The organism is Bacillus cereus group sp. RP32 (genome assembly GCF_040459735.1).
GTDB lineage: Bacteria > Bacillota > Bacilli > Bacillales > Bacillaceae_G > Bacillus_A > Bacillus_A wiedmannii.
On record NZ_JARVHO010000001.1, the window covers coordinates 3,848,255 to 3,864,362 of the forward strand.

Genomic DNA, 16,108 nt, shown 5'->3' on the forward strand with positions numbered 1-16,108 from the left:
CACTTTACCGTAACAGTGTCTAGCGCTTAAACATGCATATAAACGCTACATTATGATAAATATAGAGGGAGGAACAAGTCGTTTCCTGCCTACATCATATATTTTTGATTTGAAGTATATGGGTAACGGAACCGAGTCAGAATTTGACATGCTCCTCACCTCCTCGTTTAATTTTATAGTTTATACTATGAAGTTACTCATAGCTTTGTAACAAAAAGACCCTTACTCCGAAAAGAGTAAAGGTCATGACATACACAAATAAACGATTCCTAAACAATTAGAAATCTACGGACCTCTCCCTCGCCGAGTTTTAGCACTGTATAGCATAGGTACATTACCAGCTACGTTAAGAAAAACCTTAATTCGATCATTCCTGTTGACCCATTGGCGTCTCTCGACATTTTTGGGCAGTAGCATTTCTCTATACAGGAGCCTCACCTAACAGAGACTTATTTTTATTACATAGAAAATGTTACTCTTATTTAAAATAGATGTCAACAGTAGCCTACAATTTTTTCGAAAGGTATGGCGAACTAACGTATATAAAATAAAAACCTTTACGTCTAAACGTAAAGGTTTTAATAAGTTATACAACCAGCAATTACAATCCCAATGGAAAGCGATAAAAACATAAGAAAAAGACCGACTGCTTGATTATCTTCTTCAAGACTTTTGTTTATATTAAAGCGTGGTGTAAGCCACTCAGCTAAATAAAAGACGATAATTTGAGCCAAAATCCCAACGGCTCCCCACGAAACCATATCAAGAAGTGAAATGGAATTAGCTGCTGTCGAATATAAAACAATAGCTAACCCAAGTAATCGTCCTCCAAGTACATAGCTTACCGCCTTATTTCCTTGGGCCATTAACTTAAATTCTTTTACTTTCGTTGTCACTTCCATGAGGATCAGACCAATACATAAAAGGCCCAGTGTTACTGCTAAATATAATAAAAAATTCATCATATACTTTCCTCCTTTTTTATACCTACCGGTAAATAGTACGATTCATTCCCCGTAATTTTTTCCCCAGCGCGAATACCGATACTACTCGCTTTTCCGGCAATTAAAAACGAACCAAACACATACGACAGTTTCTCCATCCCTTTCTCTGTTTCCAAGGATACGACTGGAAGTTCTGTATACTTTTGAAATATCGGCAGTGACGCTTTATATGTTTGGTGTGCATTTTGAATCATAATATTTTCGTCCTTATCGCGAACGGTAATTGTGTCTCCTTCTCTACCAAATGAAGGTTTTTGAACGAAAGAGCCTTTTCCTAAAAATAAATCTGGTTCTAAATATGTAGGTAACATATATTCTTTAATCCACTGTTGTTCCTCATTTGTATAAAAGGCCTTTTCTTCTGCTAACCCCCAAATAAGACACTGAATTGATTTTGGCTGAAGCAAAAATGCTGACAAAGGATTTATTATAAAAAGCTTTCCGGCTTTTACAAGTTGCAACAGTTCCACACCTACGAAGTCTCCTGTTTCAGGATCTTGATCCTCAATTAAATCTTCTATCGGATATGTTTGGCGATATAAAACATCAATCTGTACTCCATCCCTATCCACTAAAGCATCTTTTGTAATTCTAAGTTCTGACATTGGCACTACTTTATTTTCGACATGGCATAACTGACTCAAATACATAGTCGTATTCCAATCCTCAATATGTTCATGATGTGCTGTAAAAACAACATTTGGGTTATCTATTCCCTTTGTCGCTTCCATTACGGCCTTTGTAACACCAGAAGATAGTAATCGTTCTTGACCCAAGTTTGGATTATCATAGCCTAGTTTTCCACAAACTTTTCCATTCATTTGAAAGCATTCCATAATAAAAGTTGGTGTATCACTATTAAACTCAAGCATTTTAATTTGATTATCACTTGTTAAAACGAAATCAAATCGTGAAATAACAGATTCAGGATATAATCCTTTCATTCTAATGAAAGATAAGCTTGCAGGAGGATACCCAAGTTCAAGAAGCTGTTCGTCACTTAAATTCCGCAAAAGTTTAGCAGTCTTAAAAAATATTTTCCCCATTCGTTCAGTTGCTAATTGCAATTGTTTCATAGTCTGATTTGTTATAGAGAAAACATGAAACAAACTATACTCACATTCATATAAATCCGACCAAAAATTCGGATATTTCGAATAAAAATCTTTTCGATCCCTGATGTATTGCGACATATGTTAGCCCCCAAATCCTCCCTTTGAACCGCTTCCAATTCCACCTTTAAATTCCCCAGACGATTGATAAGATTTAAACGCCGATGAATTTTTAAAAGTGGATTTATTTTGATAGTAACTCCCACCATAAAAATAATGCCCACGATAACCTGACCTACTATCATCACACTGCCATACCCCAAGTTCATCATCCCAATCCCAATCTGAACAACTATTATCATTCGGTTTTGGGGGAAGATCTTGTGCGCAGCCAAATAAGGTGCCAGTCATTAAAGACGTTACGACACCACCTACTAGCCATTTCGTTTTTGTCACCTTCGCACTCCCCTTTTTAAATTCTATTCCTATTATATAAGATAACATGATAAAGTAGAAGAAAAAGGAAGAAGAGGGATAAAATGCGCTTAGAATATCGACTTAATGATGAAACGAAAAGGTATCCTGCTTTATGGAACTACGCAAATATTTCTAATTCTGAAATCATCGCACGCATGACGTGTGAATATTTTATAAAAGATAACAAGACATATGTTGTTACTGCTACTTCAGTAGATCCAGACGGAACAGCAGTTATATATATTCAAAAAGAAGAGTTTGCAAATGACCCTTCAGATCCTACATACTCTCACATCGGTTTTGAGGTTAGAGAACTAAGTGAAACGAGTTCAAGCATAATAGATCGGAAAGATGTATGGAACTATGAAGAAATTTTGCCATCTCTTCATTCAGATCTTATATATATTCAGCGCGACGGCATGCATATGGAGTTCGCTTTAGATTCAAGAGAGATTGATGAAGATAGAAAGTGCTATATTTATTATGGAAACTTCACAGGTGAATCCAGATAAAATAAGATATATTTATGCAACAAAAAAACCTTACGTATAAAACGTAAGGTTTTTATATAGCCCCACATATGCCGTTCTCTCTAGATGTCCATAAACCTGCTCTCACAGGTGGATGCTCTCACAAATGTTTGTAACTTCCTTCTTAAAAAGACGGCTTGTTAGCTACATTTAAATATTGAACTTCCATATTAAACTTATTGGTTTAAGACATGCATAAGCTACGTACACCGTAGGAATTTTATATAATGTTAGTTGAAATAAGACCCCCGCACGTGCCGCTCCTCGTAAATGTCCAAAAACCCGCTACTCGCAGGTGGATGCCCTCACAGTTACCGTACATCTTCCCCCACAAGGACGGCTTGATGATGGTCGCTAAATATTGAGCTTCCGTATAACTAACATCGGTTTTAGACATAAATAAGTTACGCACACCGCAGGATGTATTATTTACTTGTCGTTATATTATCACATTGTTTCCAATGTGTAAAATACAAAGTTTTTCGAGCAATTTCTTGCTTGTGACCTTATTTTAATACAAATTATTTTTGCATGCAAGTGATTAATCTTCTTCTTTTGCAATTTGATTTTCTGGATAAGAAATCCAATCACTCCAGCTACCTGCATACAATTTAACATTTTGGAATCCAGCTAATTTCAATGCAAGAATATTTGGACAGGCTGTAACACCAGAACCACAATATACAATTGTTTCCTTATCTTTCGAAAGATTTCGGAATCGTTCTTGTTGCCCAGCTTCATTCTTAAATTGCCCTGATTGTACAATTCCATCCTTCCAAAAATAGTTTACTGCTGTCGGAATATGTCCTGCTTTTGGATCAACTAGTTCCTCTACACCAGCATAACGTTTTGGCTCTCTAGAATCAATTAACGTAACATCTGCACCTGCATGAATATTCTCTCTCACCGTTTCCATCGTTACAAGCATATGATCTTGTACATTTGCTTTGAATGTTTTTCGTATAGCAACAGGAATTTCCGTTGTTATCGGTAGTCCATTCTCTTTCCAAGCTGGAAATCCACCATCTAATATATATACTTTCTCATGTCCTACATAGTTTAATAACCACCAGAGACGAGAAGCATTTGCACCCGCTTGACTGTCATATGCAATTACTGTCGTAAGTTCATCAATACCAGCTTGTGAAAGCTTGTCTGCAAACTCCTCAATATTCGGCAATGGATGGCGACCACCATGTTCTGTTACAGGACTTGATAAATCTAAATTCAAATCAAAATATAATGCATGAAGAATATGTTCTTCCTCATACTTTTCTCTACCCCAATTAGGATTCGCTAAATCAAAACGACAATCGATTATACGGACATTCTCATCTTCTATATGCTCACGTAACCATTCGACTGTAACTATCATCTTTAACGACCTTCTTTCTCTTGCAAACGACTTACATACTCCATAACCATTTCTTGTGTAACAAATTTACGCTGCAGTGTAACACCATTTTTTGCAAGATCATTAATTTGCTTTGTTACAACATTAATGACATCAACCGAAAATTCTTTCCCATTTGACGCAAGAGATACGGCTGCTTCAATAGCTGCTTCACGCTGCGCATCTAATTGTAAACATGCTTTTACACTTTCATTTTGTTTACGAGAATGTGCTGTAATTGCTTTATGTACTTCCATCTTCTCTTCCCCCTAAATAAGTTATACGTTCTTATTCAATTCCATTGCAAGCCGAATCATATCACGACATACAATCCCATTTTCAATAATCTCTTCTTCATAATGCTTTGAAAAGTAATCAAAATCAATAGAAAAAATACGAAATCCACATTTTTGATATAAAGCAAGTTGTGAAACACTAGAATTGCCTGTACCAACTTCAAGTTTTGACATACCATATCCTTTAGCAGTTTCTACGGCATGACTTAATAGCTGCTTTCCAATCCCTTTTCCTTGCAAATGCTCTACAACCGCAATATTCATAATTTCCATCGTCTTCGGCCTTGTTTCCAAAAGAACATATACACCGATAACTCTCCCCTCTTGCTTAGCTACATATGTTTTCCCTCTTTGTACATATGTATCAATTTGCCCCTCACTTGGATCAGCAAGCAATAATAAAGGTTTCGGTATAGCTTCTTTCGAAATATACTCTATTACTACACACATAAAAAACTCCCCTTTCTCTATTGTTCTAAACCCTCCTTGTCTACCATAAATAATAGAAAGGAGGGATTCACCATGGACAACAATGAGAAAAAGTGCAACGTCATCTCTATTGATGGAAAGAAGAAGAAAAGCGACACGTATTCCTACCCAAAATTAGTAGTAGAAAACAAAACATATGAATTTTCTTCATTCGTCTTATGCGGTGAAACACCAGACGGCAGACGCCTCGTTCTTACTCATATGATTTCTACCGATGAATTTGCTGGGTTTGTCAAATCTTTAGATACAGTATTGCAAAAGAAAATTGAACGAATCTTTTTCTCATAACGACTATATCACATAAATTTCTTTTTCAATCTCTACTAACTGCTTTTGCAATTGTTCTTTACTTTGTTCATATAGTGATACATCAATTGTTTCAGCCAATGCAAATAATACACTTTCATAATAATTCATCACATCTTGCTGCATCACTTTTTGGAATAATTTCCATTTCAAATCCCACTCTTGCTTATAATGATGAACAAATAAATCTTTTTCATCAGCTACATAGTTTGATACGAAAGGCTCTAATACAACTTTAGCCTCTTCTTGCATGAAAGCTTTATCATTTTTTTCAAAAAAGCTTTTTTCATTTTTAAAATGCGCCAGTGCTTTTTTGAAATCTTTTATTTCAACTGAAGGGAACGGTTCTTTATGTGCAATATCTTTATATTCATAATCCACTGTTCCACTCATAGAAATTGATTCATTTTCTACTTTACAGTTCACCACAATTTCATTCTTTGCACGCTTCATCGCTTCATCTATCCATTTCTCAAGGCGTAATGATGTCGCACGCATTTCTTGTAGTAAATCATGCTGAATAAATGCCACTAATTCCATAACGCACTGTTGCAACTGCACTTTCACATTCCCATCCGTTCGCAGCGATGCTGGATTAATAAATTCAGTAAACACATCGTTATAGCGTAGGAATAGACGCTGTTGCACGTAATAAAGCAATTCTTTCACTTCATTTTGCATCGCCTGCTCTTCAGCAAGCACACTATATGATGAAATAATATGAAGTAGCTGATCACGCTCTGCTTCATATTTTTTCGTTTGCTTCTCTTTCTCTTCATTCCCCTGCTTTGCACCGTTTATCATATTTACTAAAAGCTGATCTGCTCCTTGCAATGTACCATATAAAGCGTGAACAGATACGAGCATTAAATCTCTCATCATAAAGGATGTAAATGATTCCTCGAACTTAGCAATCCCAGAGTTTTGTAAAATACCGTACTTCTCTTTTTCAATATTCTTTCCTTGCTTCTCTTCAAGTGCACATAAACTTGAAATTGCAAATAAACGCGGATTTCTAATACCGTATTGCAGTAGCTGGTCTGCGATATAACCTTTTACCATTTCAAGTTCTTCTTCAGACTCTGCTAAATCGGCCGCATTAATTAAGAAGAACATTTTATCAAGTGCAAAAGTATCCTTTACACGACCAAGCTGGATTAAGAATTCACGGTCAGCACGAGAGAACACATGATTATAATACGTTACAAATAAAATAGCATCTGCGTTTTTAATATACTGGAACGCAACGTCCGTATGGCGGGCGTTAATAGAATCCGCTCCAGGTGTGTCTACAAGCGCTACTCCTTGCCTTGTTAAAGCACAATCATAATAAAGCTCCATGTACTCAACAAAACATGATTTTTCTTCATTCGCTACATAATCAGAAAACTCTTCTAATGTAACTTGTACTTGCTCCCCTAAATGAGCAGAAACCGTATCATACCCTTTTTGTACCGCTCGTAAAAAGCTAAATGTTGTTTTTTGCTTCCCAGTTGGTGAAGGATATTTCATAACTTTATCAATTTGTGCTAACGCTTCATCTAACGTAGTAATCTCATAATGAAACAACTTATAAACAGCTTTCATATCTTCTAATAGAGCTTGCTTTGATTTGAATTGAACCATTACTGTTCCGTGTGGTTTTTCCTCTGTAACCGGCAAAATTTGATTAATCGTTGCCGTCGTCGGATTTGGTGATACAGGAAGTACATTCCCACCAAGCAATGCATTGGCAAATGATGATTTCCCAGCACTAAAAGCTCCGAATAATGCTACTGTAAATTGTTTCGTTTCCACACGACGCCTTTTTTCTATTACCTCTTGTTGTACATGTTTCAGCGCTGGCAATGGCTCTAATATCGTTTCAGCTTTCTTCACTTTCTCTAATATACGCTGAATATTTAAAGCTGCCGTTCCTTTTATCTCTTCCTCACGAGCCATTACGTTATCGTTTACGCTTTCCTGCTCTTGTAGTGTGAATTTCTCACTAACAATTTGTGTTTTACTTTGCAATATCTCCTCTATTTGCAATCCTTCTGGTGTAGCAACACGCTCGTGCCAAACATTTTGCAAATAACTTTCATATGTCTCTAAATTGTTACTGTATTGCAATTGCGTTTCTTTTGCCGTTTGCAACATCGTATATTTTTCAATCTCTTCTTCAATGCGTGCAACTGCTTCCTTCACCTTTTGCTTTAAAACGACTGCACTTTTATCAAAAATTTGCTGCGCTATTGTAAAATAACGTTTCTTCAGTTCATTCGCTACATCCGCTGTATAAAGAAGTAAGTAATCACCTGTGAAACCTGCACCTTGTTTAATAACTTCAGCTAACATTTCTGGTCCAAAAGCAATTTCTAAAGCATATATGTCTTTCCCAATTTCCTCTGTGAACAATCCTTCTTCTTTTAAGAAGGCAACAATAAATTCTTTCACATGAAAATCAAGTTGCGTTTCAACAGTCTTTTGCAAAGCAGAATAAAAAGCATCTAAACGTCTCTGTTTTTCTTGCTCCGTCTTTCCTTTCGCAAACAGCAAACCGACCTTAAATTTAGTTAATTTCGTTTCTAAATACGCATTTGCCAGTTCTCTCGTTTCAAATGGCATTAAATATGCGTTATCTAATATAGCTTGTAAGCCTTTTATAAATTCGTTTCTCACATGAGATTCTTTACTAACCTCGCGTTGTTTAGTTTCCGTTAGCTCTTCTTTCTTTTCAACTATCTCTGAAATAGAAAGCGGCGATGCTAGCTCCTCCTCATATTTCAAAAGAGCTTTTTCATTTTCTGAAAGAATAAACGAGAAATGTTCCCCCATTAAATATTCTGTTTCTCGCTCCATTCCATCTCTTACATACTGCACTTTTTCTTTCATAATAGAAGTAATTAATGTTTCTAAGCTCCCAATTTCATTATGTGTATGGTTCATCATTCGTAATGAAGTATAATACACTCCATCTACTTCAATATCCCAGTTAGAGAACGATTGTTTTACACTATCTTTATAATCCTCAAAGGATAATTCATTTTCTTTATGTTTATCTATTTGATTTACAACGAGATAAACCGTTTTATTACGTTGTTTCAATTCTTTAACAAATTGCAAATTCACTTCCGATTGGACGTGATTATAATCCATCATATAAAAAATTACGTCTGCTAGATGTAGCGTTGATTCTGTTGCTAATTGATGGGCATCATCTGTTGAATCAATCCCTGGTGTATCAACTAACATAACACCCTCAGGAATTGGCGCATCATTCCGATAAATGTGTACACCGATTACCTCATCACCGTCTTTACAAATTTGTTTTAATTCTTCAGCTGAATATGCACCGTCATATTCGTACTGTTCACCGGATTTAACCGTTACAACAACACGATCCATTCCTTTTTCAATTTTGACAACGTTAGCGCTTGTCGGAATTGGACTTGTTGGTAATAACTGCGCTTTATATAGATGATTCATCATCGTTGATTTCCCTGCAGAGAAGTGACCGCAAAACGCGATCATAAGCTGTTCTTGTTTATATTTTTGAATCACCTCAAACAACTTTACACTATTCTCTGCATCGCCGTGTTTTTGCCACTCTTCATAAAAACAAACAAGTTTTTTCATACCGTTTGTCTGTACTATGTTTGTCATCCCCTTGTTCCCCTTTATCCAAGATGTATATACTTTTCCCCGCCATTTGCGAGCTCATAATCATCAGGAAATACATCCCCTCATCGATTACAGTTTCACTTTACTATCATACTAAATTTTCAGCATATTCTCATTAAAAATAAAAAATCCCTTTCATTCTTTTTACAAATGAAAGGGATTTTATGTCATATCACTCATTTTGCTGTTCCTACTCCATTTAAAACATACTTTGCAATAACTGCATATACAGTGACTGTACCTGCTACTAATGCATATACCATACTCATGCACCAACCTTTTTTGATAATGATTATCACTTTTAAATACATTTTATCATTAAAGAGAATCATTATCAATACTTTTCATAAAGAAAGCCCCTTATAGAAAGGAGCTTTACTGCCTGTTTTGAAGAAGGTTAAAACTTGTTGTGCACTCTTATTATATCTCATAATACATATCTTAACAGTTTTAAAAATTGGAAATTACCTATATACCCTCCTCTTTACATTTTGTATAATAAAAGGGAATTACTTAACAAGGAGGAAAATAATGACACAAAATATTTCACAAGGCGAGAGGATACATTCCATCGATATTATTAGAGGAATAGCTGTATTAGGTATTTTTCTTGTTAACTGGCCAATTATCGCCGGGGTTGACTCACGTGATATTACAGGAATTTACGAAGGGATAGACAGCTATATTCGCCTATTTTACGATATGTTTATTCAAACGAAATTTTATACAATTTTTTCGTTTTTATTCGGATTAGGTTTTTATATTTTTATGAATCGTGCTGAGGCGAAAACCGATCGTCCAAAAACTTTGTTTGTTCGCCGCTTACTTATTTTATTATTATTTGGTTTCTTACACTACGTTCTTTTATGGGACGGGGACATTTTACATACTTATGCAATTACCGGGTTTTTCTTATTTTTATTTTACAAGAGAAAGCCACGTACTATTTTAATATGGTCAATTGTACTATTAAGTTTCATGCAATTGTTTACATTAGTAGGTTCTCTTCTCATGTTATTAGTGCCGGTAGATGAACTAGGCCTTTCCATAGCCATTATGCCGTTAGAAAACTGGGGCTTACAAATTACAGACAGATTCCATTCTTTCTATTCTGAAGCAATAAGTAACAGTCTTATTATGCTTCCTGAAACACTAGGATTGTTTTTACTAGGATTATATGCCGGTAAAAAAGACATTTTCCGCCGTGCTAAAGAATTAGATCTAAAACTTAAAAAATGGCAAATCATTATGTTCATTTTAACATTACCGATGTGGTTTATTATGGTTTACTTCTTTATGAACAATCAACCATACACACCATTTTCACTTATGGGTATTACGATGATAAGCGGAAAGACATTGTTCATCTTCTACATTGTCACGTTAATGCGTTTATTACAAAAAGAAAGATGGCAAACATTATTACGTCCGTTCCAGTATGTTGGTCGAATGGCGTTAACAAACTACATTTCACATACAATTGTTACATTACTTGTATTCGGACTATTGTTCAAAAATGATTATCTTGCTCCATTATGGGTAGGTCCTCTATTTTGCATTAGTTTCTATACTTTACAAATCTTTATTAGCCGCTGGTGGCTGTCACGTTATCAATACGGGCCACTTGAGTACATTTGGCGTCTTGGTACGTATGGGAAAATGATGCCACTTAAAAAGAAAAGCAAGGTCTCATAATGAGACCTTGCTTTTTTACGCTTCTCTTACTGCACTTTGCATCGACACTGGCTCTTCTTTTACTTTCACTTTACGCTGCGGCACCATATTAAATACGATATTTAAAAGTACTGCTGACGCACTTCCAAGTACAATTCCGTTATCTGTTAAAATACGAATGTTTTCAGGAAGTTGTGAGAATAATGTCGGAACAACTGTAACCCCAAGCCCAATTCCAACAGAACATGCAACGATTAATAAGTTTTCTTGTTTACCAAAATCAACACTACTTAACATTTTAATACCATATGCCATTACCATACCAAACATCGCTAACATTGCACCACCAAGTACTGATTTCGGGATAATAGTTGTAATAGCTGCGATTTTTGGAATGAACCCAAGAACGATTAACATACCACCACAAGTATAAATAATAACGCGATTTCTTACTCCAGTTAATTGAACAAGTCCTACGTTTTGAGAGTATGTTGTATATGGGAATGCGTTAAAAATACCACCTAACACCATCGCTAATCCTTCTGCGCGATAACCTTTTGTTAATTCTTTTTCACCAATCTTTTTATTGCAAATATCAGATAATGCAAAATATACACCTGTTGCTTCTACAATCCCTACGCAAGCAACTAAAATCATCGTAATAATTGGCGTTAATTCAAATGTTGGTGTACCGAAGTAAAACGGCTGAATACCATGGAACCAATCCGCTTCTCCAACCGCTTGCAAACTTACTTTCCCCATAAATGCTGCGACAATTGTACCGAACAATAGACCAAGTAAAATAGAGATTGAACGAATAAATCCATCAAAGAAACGATACATAATGATGATAAATAGTAATACACCAAATGCTAACGCTAAATTTTCAAGACTACCAAAATCCTTACTTCCTACTCCTCCAGCCATATCATTAATTGCTGCTGGAACAAGTGTAACTCCAATTACGGTAACGACAGATCCTGTTACAACAGGTGGAAACAGTTTTACAAGCTTTCCAAATAATTTCGCAAAAATAACAACGAATAACCCGGCAGCAATAATTGCTCCATAAATAGAAGACACGCCGTATTGTTTCCCGATTGCAATCATTGGGCCAACCGCTGTAAATGTACAACCAAGTACAACTGGAAGTCCAATACCGAAAAAGCGATTTGATAATGCTTGTAAAATTGTCGCAACGCCGCACATTAATAAATCAATTGAGACTAAGTATGTTAACTCTTTTTGATTTAAACCAAGTCCGCCGCCCACAATAAGCGGAACGATAATTGCGCCAGCATACATCGCAAGCATATGCTGCATACCAAGCGATGCGATTTTAAATGGATGTTGCTTCATCGTTTATTTCACCTCCGCAGTTTCTTGCTGTACAAATGTAACTGTGCCGTTATCAAGTGATGCAATTTCTGCTAGTGACTCAACACGAACTCCTTGTTCACGAAGCTTCTTTCCTCCATCTTGAAATGCTTTTTCAATAACAATACCAATTCCTGCAATACTTGCTCCAGCTTGCTCTACTAAACTCATTAAACCTAAAGCAGCCTGACCGTTTGCTAAAAAGTCATCAATAATTAAAACACGGTCATTTTCATCGATATGATTTCGAGATAATGAAATTTCATTCGTTTCTTGTTTCGTAAATGAATATACGTTTGCAACGTACATATTATCTTGTAACGTTAACGATTTACGTTTTCTTGCAAAGATTACTTTTACACCAAGCTCTAATGCAGCCATAACTGCTGGTGCAATGCCTGAAGATTCAATCGTTACGATTTTTGTAATGTTCTCTTCTTTGAAACGTTTAGCAAATTCTTTTCCAATCTCTTGCATAAGTACTGGGTCAATTTGATGATTCAAAAATGCATCTACCTTTAATACGTCACCAGATAAAACCTTTCCTTCGTTCAAAATCTTTTCTTGTAATACTTTCATGTTTGTTCCCCCTCTTATGCAATAAAAAACTCCAAAAGCCGCCACCACTCGTTACAAGTGAGAGACGCGCTTTTGGAGTTTCGCAAAAAAAGAATGCTAAACAAGCAAATATATTCGTCCTCACTCATAGTCAAAGTATTTACGGTACTTCGGTAGAAACTTGCAGGCCATATCCCCGCGATTATATGAGTGTAGCTAACTATTTATTTTATAGATGGATTATAACGCACTTTTTATACTTTGAAAAGTATTTCTTAATAAAACACGTACAAATTTTATAAAAACATCATTTTTGTTCGAGTTTTGTAAACTCTTACATATTATTTCAAAGTGTCGTTAAAATAATCGGCCCATCTTTTGTAATCGCAATTGTATGCTCATATTGCGCTGATAATTTCCCGTCCATCGTTCTTGCAGCCCATCCATTTAAATCTACTTTAGAATATCGCATACCTACATTGACAATAGGCTCAATTGTAATTACCATTCCTTCTTGTAGTTCAGGCCCTTGTCCTTGTTTCCCAAAATGAAAAATTGCTGGTTCTTCATGAATCTCTTTACCAATCCCGTGCCCCGTAAAGTCTCTTGCAACCGAAAAACCTTCAGTAGCTACATAACTTTCAATTGCATAGCCAATGTCTCCTACATGATTACCGATTACCGCCTGATTAATCCCTTTATATAAAGCATTCTCAGCTACTAACAATAACTTTTCTGCTTCATCAGAAACATTTCCAACTCTATACGTCCAAGCAGAATCTGAAAGACCACCATTTAAGTTTACTACCATATCAATTGTTACAATATCACCCTCAGTTAAAGGAACATCCGCCGGAAACCCATGACACATTTCATCATTTACAGATGCGCATATCGCATATGGATACCCGTTGTAACCTTTCTGCTGAGATGTTGCACCATGCTTTTCTAAATATGCTTCAACAAACGTATCAATTTCTTTTGTCGTAATACCTGGTTTCATCATTTTGGCAATTTCCCTATGACATGAAGCAAGTAATTTCCCAGATTCATGCATCAAATCTATTTCATTTTTCGTTTTAATTGTAATCATTCTACCTCTCCTTGCTAAACCTGCTATTTGCTACTAAAGTTCAATCATACACATCCTCTGTCAAAATTTCAAAACTCCCAATTACAACAAGTACAAAAATATGTATACTATACTTCTAAATCAAAATAAAGAAACAGAAGATCCCCTCTGTTTCTTAATCATTTTTACATATATAATTCATTTTCAAAAACTCAAAACAACTACCATTTGTTTTCTGTATAAACGTTCCAACAGCTTCAAATCCTGCTCTTTTATACACTTTAATCGCTCTCTCATTACATGTCGCTACTGATAGTGTTATATAATTGCAACCATATTTTTCTTTACTAAAAGCTAGTCCAGCGTTTACGAACTGTAAACCAAATCCATTTCCAGTTATATCAGGTCTCATTCCAAGACCTATATCAACCGTTCCATCATTTATTTTACAAACAGTAAAAAAACCAATGAGAGTGCCGTTTTCCTTCACAGAAAATGTATGATCTCCTCTACTCTCATCATGTAAAAACTCAGCTAAATCTTCTTCATCTGCACCTATATCGTAAAAGGAATACCTCCCTTCATAATGCCAGTTATATGCAATTTCTTCTGCTTCTTCTTGCGTCATTACTGTATATGTATAATCCATTCTTCTATCCCCCTTGAAAAAAAGAGCTGCAATTAAGCAGCTCTTTTTTATAACTCATAGATTTCTTTATACTTCGCTTCTAAATAATCTGCTAAGTAGTTTGCATTTAATCCTTCACCTGTCACATCTTCTAAAATTTCAAGTGGCTTTTTCGTTTTACCGTATTGGTGAATATTTTCTGTTAACCATTCACGAATTGGTGTTACGTTTCCTCCTTCTAATAATGCATCAAAGTTCGGAATGTCTTTTAACATTCTTTGCTTAAATTGCGCTGCATACATATAACCAAGCGCATAAGATGGGAAGTATCCAAATGAACCACCAGCCCAGTGAACATCTTGCAATACACCTTGTGCATCGCTTTCCGGACGAATTCCTAAATATGCTTCCATCTTATCATTCCAAGCCGCTGGCAAATCCTTCACTTGTAATGTACCATCAAATAATTCTTTCTCAAGTTCATAACGAACCATGACGTGAAGCGGATATGTAAGCTCATCTGCTTCTATACGAATGAACGATGGCTTCGATTCGTTAATCGCATCATAAAACTCATCTACTGATATATCATTGAATTGACCATCGCTATACTCTTTTAATAAATCATAATTTTTCTTCCAGAATGATTTATTACGACCAATAAAGTTCTCAAAGAATAATGATTGTGACTCATGAATACCCATAGAAGTTCCACTACATAGCGGTGTACCTTCGAATTTCTCTGCAATATTTTGTTCATATACAGCATGGCCACATTCATGAATTGTTCCAAACACTGCCATACGGAAATCTTTTTCATCATAGCGTGTTGTAATACGAACGTCCCCTCTATTTAATGTAATCTCAAATGGATGTACCGTTTCATCAAGACGACCTGCTTCAAAGTCATAATTCAATTGCTTTAATAACTCTAATGTAAAGTTCTTTTGTTTTTCTTTTGAAAAATGTTCTGATAAAGCACTTGTCTTTAATCTCTTTTGTGACTCCGATATTTCTTTTACGAGCGGAACGATACGCTCACGAAGTTGACCAAATACGTGATCTAACACTTCTACTGTAATACCTGGCTCATACATATCTAATAATGTATTATATTTATATGTTTCGTAACCCCAATATGTAATGAATTTCTTTTTAAATTCAACTATTTGTTCTAAATACGGACGGAACATTTCGAAATCAGATTTTTCCCGAGCTTCTTCCCACACACTTTCCGCTTTCGCTTCTAATTTCACATACGCTTCGTATTCCGCTTGTGGAATTTTCTTATTTCTATCATATTCTTTACGACACTCTTCAACCATTTTCTTCGTCGTTTTAGAAAGTTTATCTTCACTTATTAAAGCTTCAAGCTCTGTTAAATAATTTCCCATCTCATCTGAAGTCGACATGACAAACACTTCTGATGAAAGCATACCAATTACTTCTGAACGCTGGTCTACACCTCTTTTAGGCGCACCTGTTCTTAAGTCCCAAAACATTAAGCTTAATGCTTCCCCGTAATTCTGTATCTTCTTCACATATGTTAAAAATTGTTTTTCTACTTCATATGTAGCTACTGTCATCGT

The 16,108-nt window shown here is 35.6% G+C and carries 15 protein-coding genes, 2 other RNA genes and 2 riboswitches; of the genes, 3 read left to right on the forward strand and 14 right to left on the reverse strand.

Going from position 1 to position 16,108, the window contains the following annotated elements; genetic code table 11:
- Positions 1-287 precede the first annotated feature (287 nt).
- Positions 288-453: riboswitch (M-box (ykoK) riboswitch) on the reverse strand.
- 125 nt (positions 454-578) lie between these two features.
- From QCI46_RS19750 to QCI46_RS19760, 3 genes are read right to left on the reverse strand one after another with little or no spacing between them, the layout of a single operon-like run.
- Positions 579-965 (reverse strand): DUF350 domain-containing protein, encoded by a 387-nt coding sequence (locus QCI46_RS19750; protein ID WP_048561313.1) that lies wholly within the window; start codon positions 963-965, stop codon positions 579-581.
- Positions 962-2,197, reverse strand: a complete 1,236-nt coding sequence (locus QCI46_RS19755) for a glutathionylspermidine synthase family protein (protein WP_075308822.1) — start codon at positions 2,195-2,197, stop codon at positions 962-964. Before QCI46_RS19755 ends, QCI46_RS19750 begins: the two co-directional genes overlap by 4 nt.
- A gap of 3 nt (positions 2,198-2,200) precedes the next feature.
- Positions 2,201-2,512: a hypothetical protein gene (locus tag QCI46_RS19760; protein ID WP_000169027.1), complete on the reverse strand. Its 312-nt coding sequence runs from the start codon at positions 2,510-2,512 to the stop codon at positions 2,201-2,203.
- Positions 2,513-2,595: 83 nt separating this feature from the next.
- Between QCI46_RS19760 and QCI46_RS19765 the strand changes: the two genes are divergently transcribed.
- On the forward strand, positions 2,596-3,045 hold the full coding sequence (locus QCI46_RS19765) for a hypothetical protein (RefSeq protein ID WP_001235541.1): 450 nt from the start codon (positions 2,596-2,598) through the stop codon (positions 3,043-3,045).
- Between the two features lie 55 nt (positions 3,046-3,100).
- Here QCI46_RS19765 and ssrS (QCI46_RS19770) read toward each other — a convergent pair.
- From ssrS (QCI46_RS19770) to QCI46_RS19790, 5 genes are all read right to left on the reverse strand, one after another.
- A non-coding RNA gene (gene ssrS, locus QCI46_RS19770) (6S RNA) lies at positions 3,101-3,284 on the reverse strand.
- Between the two features lie 21 nt (positions 3,285-3,305).
- Positions 3,306-3,488, reverse strand: a non-coding RNA gene (ssrS, locus tag QCI46_RS19775) — 6S RNA.
- 116 nt (positions 3,489-3,604) lie between these two features.
- Positions 3,605-4,438: a sulfurtransferase gene (locus tag QCI46_RS19780; RefSeq protein WP_353841226.1), complete on the reverse strand. Its 834-nt coding sequence runs from the start codon at positions 4,436-4,438 to the stop codon at positions 3,605-3,607.
- Between the two features lie 2 nt (positions 4,439-4,440).
- The gene (locus tag QCI46_RS19785; protein ID WP_353841227.1) at positions 4,441-4,713 is read right to left on the reverse strand and encodes a YpbS family protein; all 273 of its coding nucleotides are present in this window, start codon (positions 4,711-4,713) and stop codon (positions 4,441-4,443) included.
- 21 nt (positions 4,714-4,734) lie between these two features.
- Positions 4,735-5,202 carry a GNAT family N-acetyltransferase gene (locus QCI46_RS19790; protein WP_353841228.1) on the reverse strand — a complete coding sequence of 156 codons (468 nt, stop codon included), beginning with the start codon at positions 5,200-5,202 and terminating at the stop codon, positions 4,735-4,737.
- Positions 5,203-5,274: 72 nt separating this feature from the next.
- Between QCI46_RS19790 and QCI46_RS19795 the strand changes: the two genes are divergently transcribed.
- A complete protein-coding gene (locus QCI46_RS19795; protein ID WP_000369740.1) occupies positions 5,275-5,529 on the forward strand; it encodes a DUF3931 domain-containing protein in 255 nt (84 codons plus the stop codon).
- 3 nt (positions 5,530-5,532) lie between these two features.
- On the opposite strand, the gene QCI46_RS19800 is transcribed toward QCI46_RS19795, so the two are convergent.
- A complete protein-coding gene (locus tag QCI46_RS19800; RefSeq protein ID WP_353841229.1) occupies positions 5,533-9,192 on the reverse strand; it encodes a dynamin family protein in 3,660 nt (1,219 codons plus the stop codon).
- Positions 9,193-9,741: 549 nt separating this feature from the next.
- Between QCI46_RS19800 and QCI46_RS19805 the strand changes: the two genes are divergently transcribed.
- On the forward strand, positions 9,742-10,905 hold the full coding sequence (locus QCI46_RS19805) for a DUF418 domain-containing protein (RefSeq protein ID WP_088608768.1): 1,164 nt from the start codon (positions 9,742-9,744) through the stop codon (positions 10,903-10,905).
- 15 nt (positions 10,906-10,920) lie between these two features.
- On the opposite strand, the gene pbuX is transcribed toward QCI46_RS19805, so the two are convergent.
- The 5 genes from pbuX to ypwA all read right to left on the reverse strand — a co-directional run bounded on the left by pbuX (position 10,921) and on the right by ypwA (position 16,105).
- Positions 10,921-12,243, reverse strand: a complete 1,323-nt coding sequence (gene pbuX, locus QCI46_RS19810; RefSeq protein ID WP_000809222.1) for a xanthine permease PbuX — start codon at positions 12,241-12,243, stop codon at positions 10,921-10,923.
- A gap of 3 nt (positions 12,244-12,246) precedes the next feature.
- Positions 12,247-12,840, reverse strand: a complete 594-nt coding sequence (locus QCI46_RS19815; protein WP_000866483.1) for a xanthine phosphoribosyltransferase — start codon at positions 12,838-12,840, stop codon at positions 12,247-12,249.
- 107 nt (positions 12,841-12,947) lie between these two features.
- A riboswitch (purine riboswitch) is annotated at positions 12,948-13,049 on the reverse strand.
- Between the two features lie 116 nt (positions 13,050-13,165).
- Positions 13,166-13,912 carry a type I methionyl aminopeptidase gene (locus QCI46_RS19820; RefSeq protein ID WP_353841230.1) on the reverse strand — a complete coding sequence of 249 codons (747 nt, stop codon included), beginning with the start codon at positions 13,910-13,912 and terminating at the stop codon, positions 13,166-13,168.
- A gap of 154 nt (positions 13,913-14,066) precedes the next feature.
- Positions 14,067-14,540, reverse strand: coding sequence for a GNAT family N-acetyltransferase (locus tag QCI46_RS19825; protein ID WP_000386783.1), 474 nt, complete (start codon positions 14,538-14,540; stop codon positions 14,067-14,069).
- Between the two features lie 47 nt (positions 14,541-14,587).
- Positions 14,588-16,105: a carboxypeptidase gene (ypwA, locus tag QCI46_RS19830; protein WP_353841231.1), complete on the reverse strand. Its 1,518-nt coding sequence runs from the start codon at positions 16,103-16,105 to the stop codon at positions 14,588-14,590.
- Positions 16,106-16,108 lie beyond the last annotated feature (3 nt).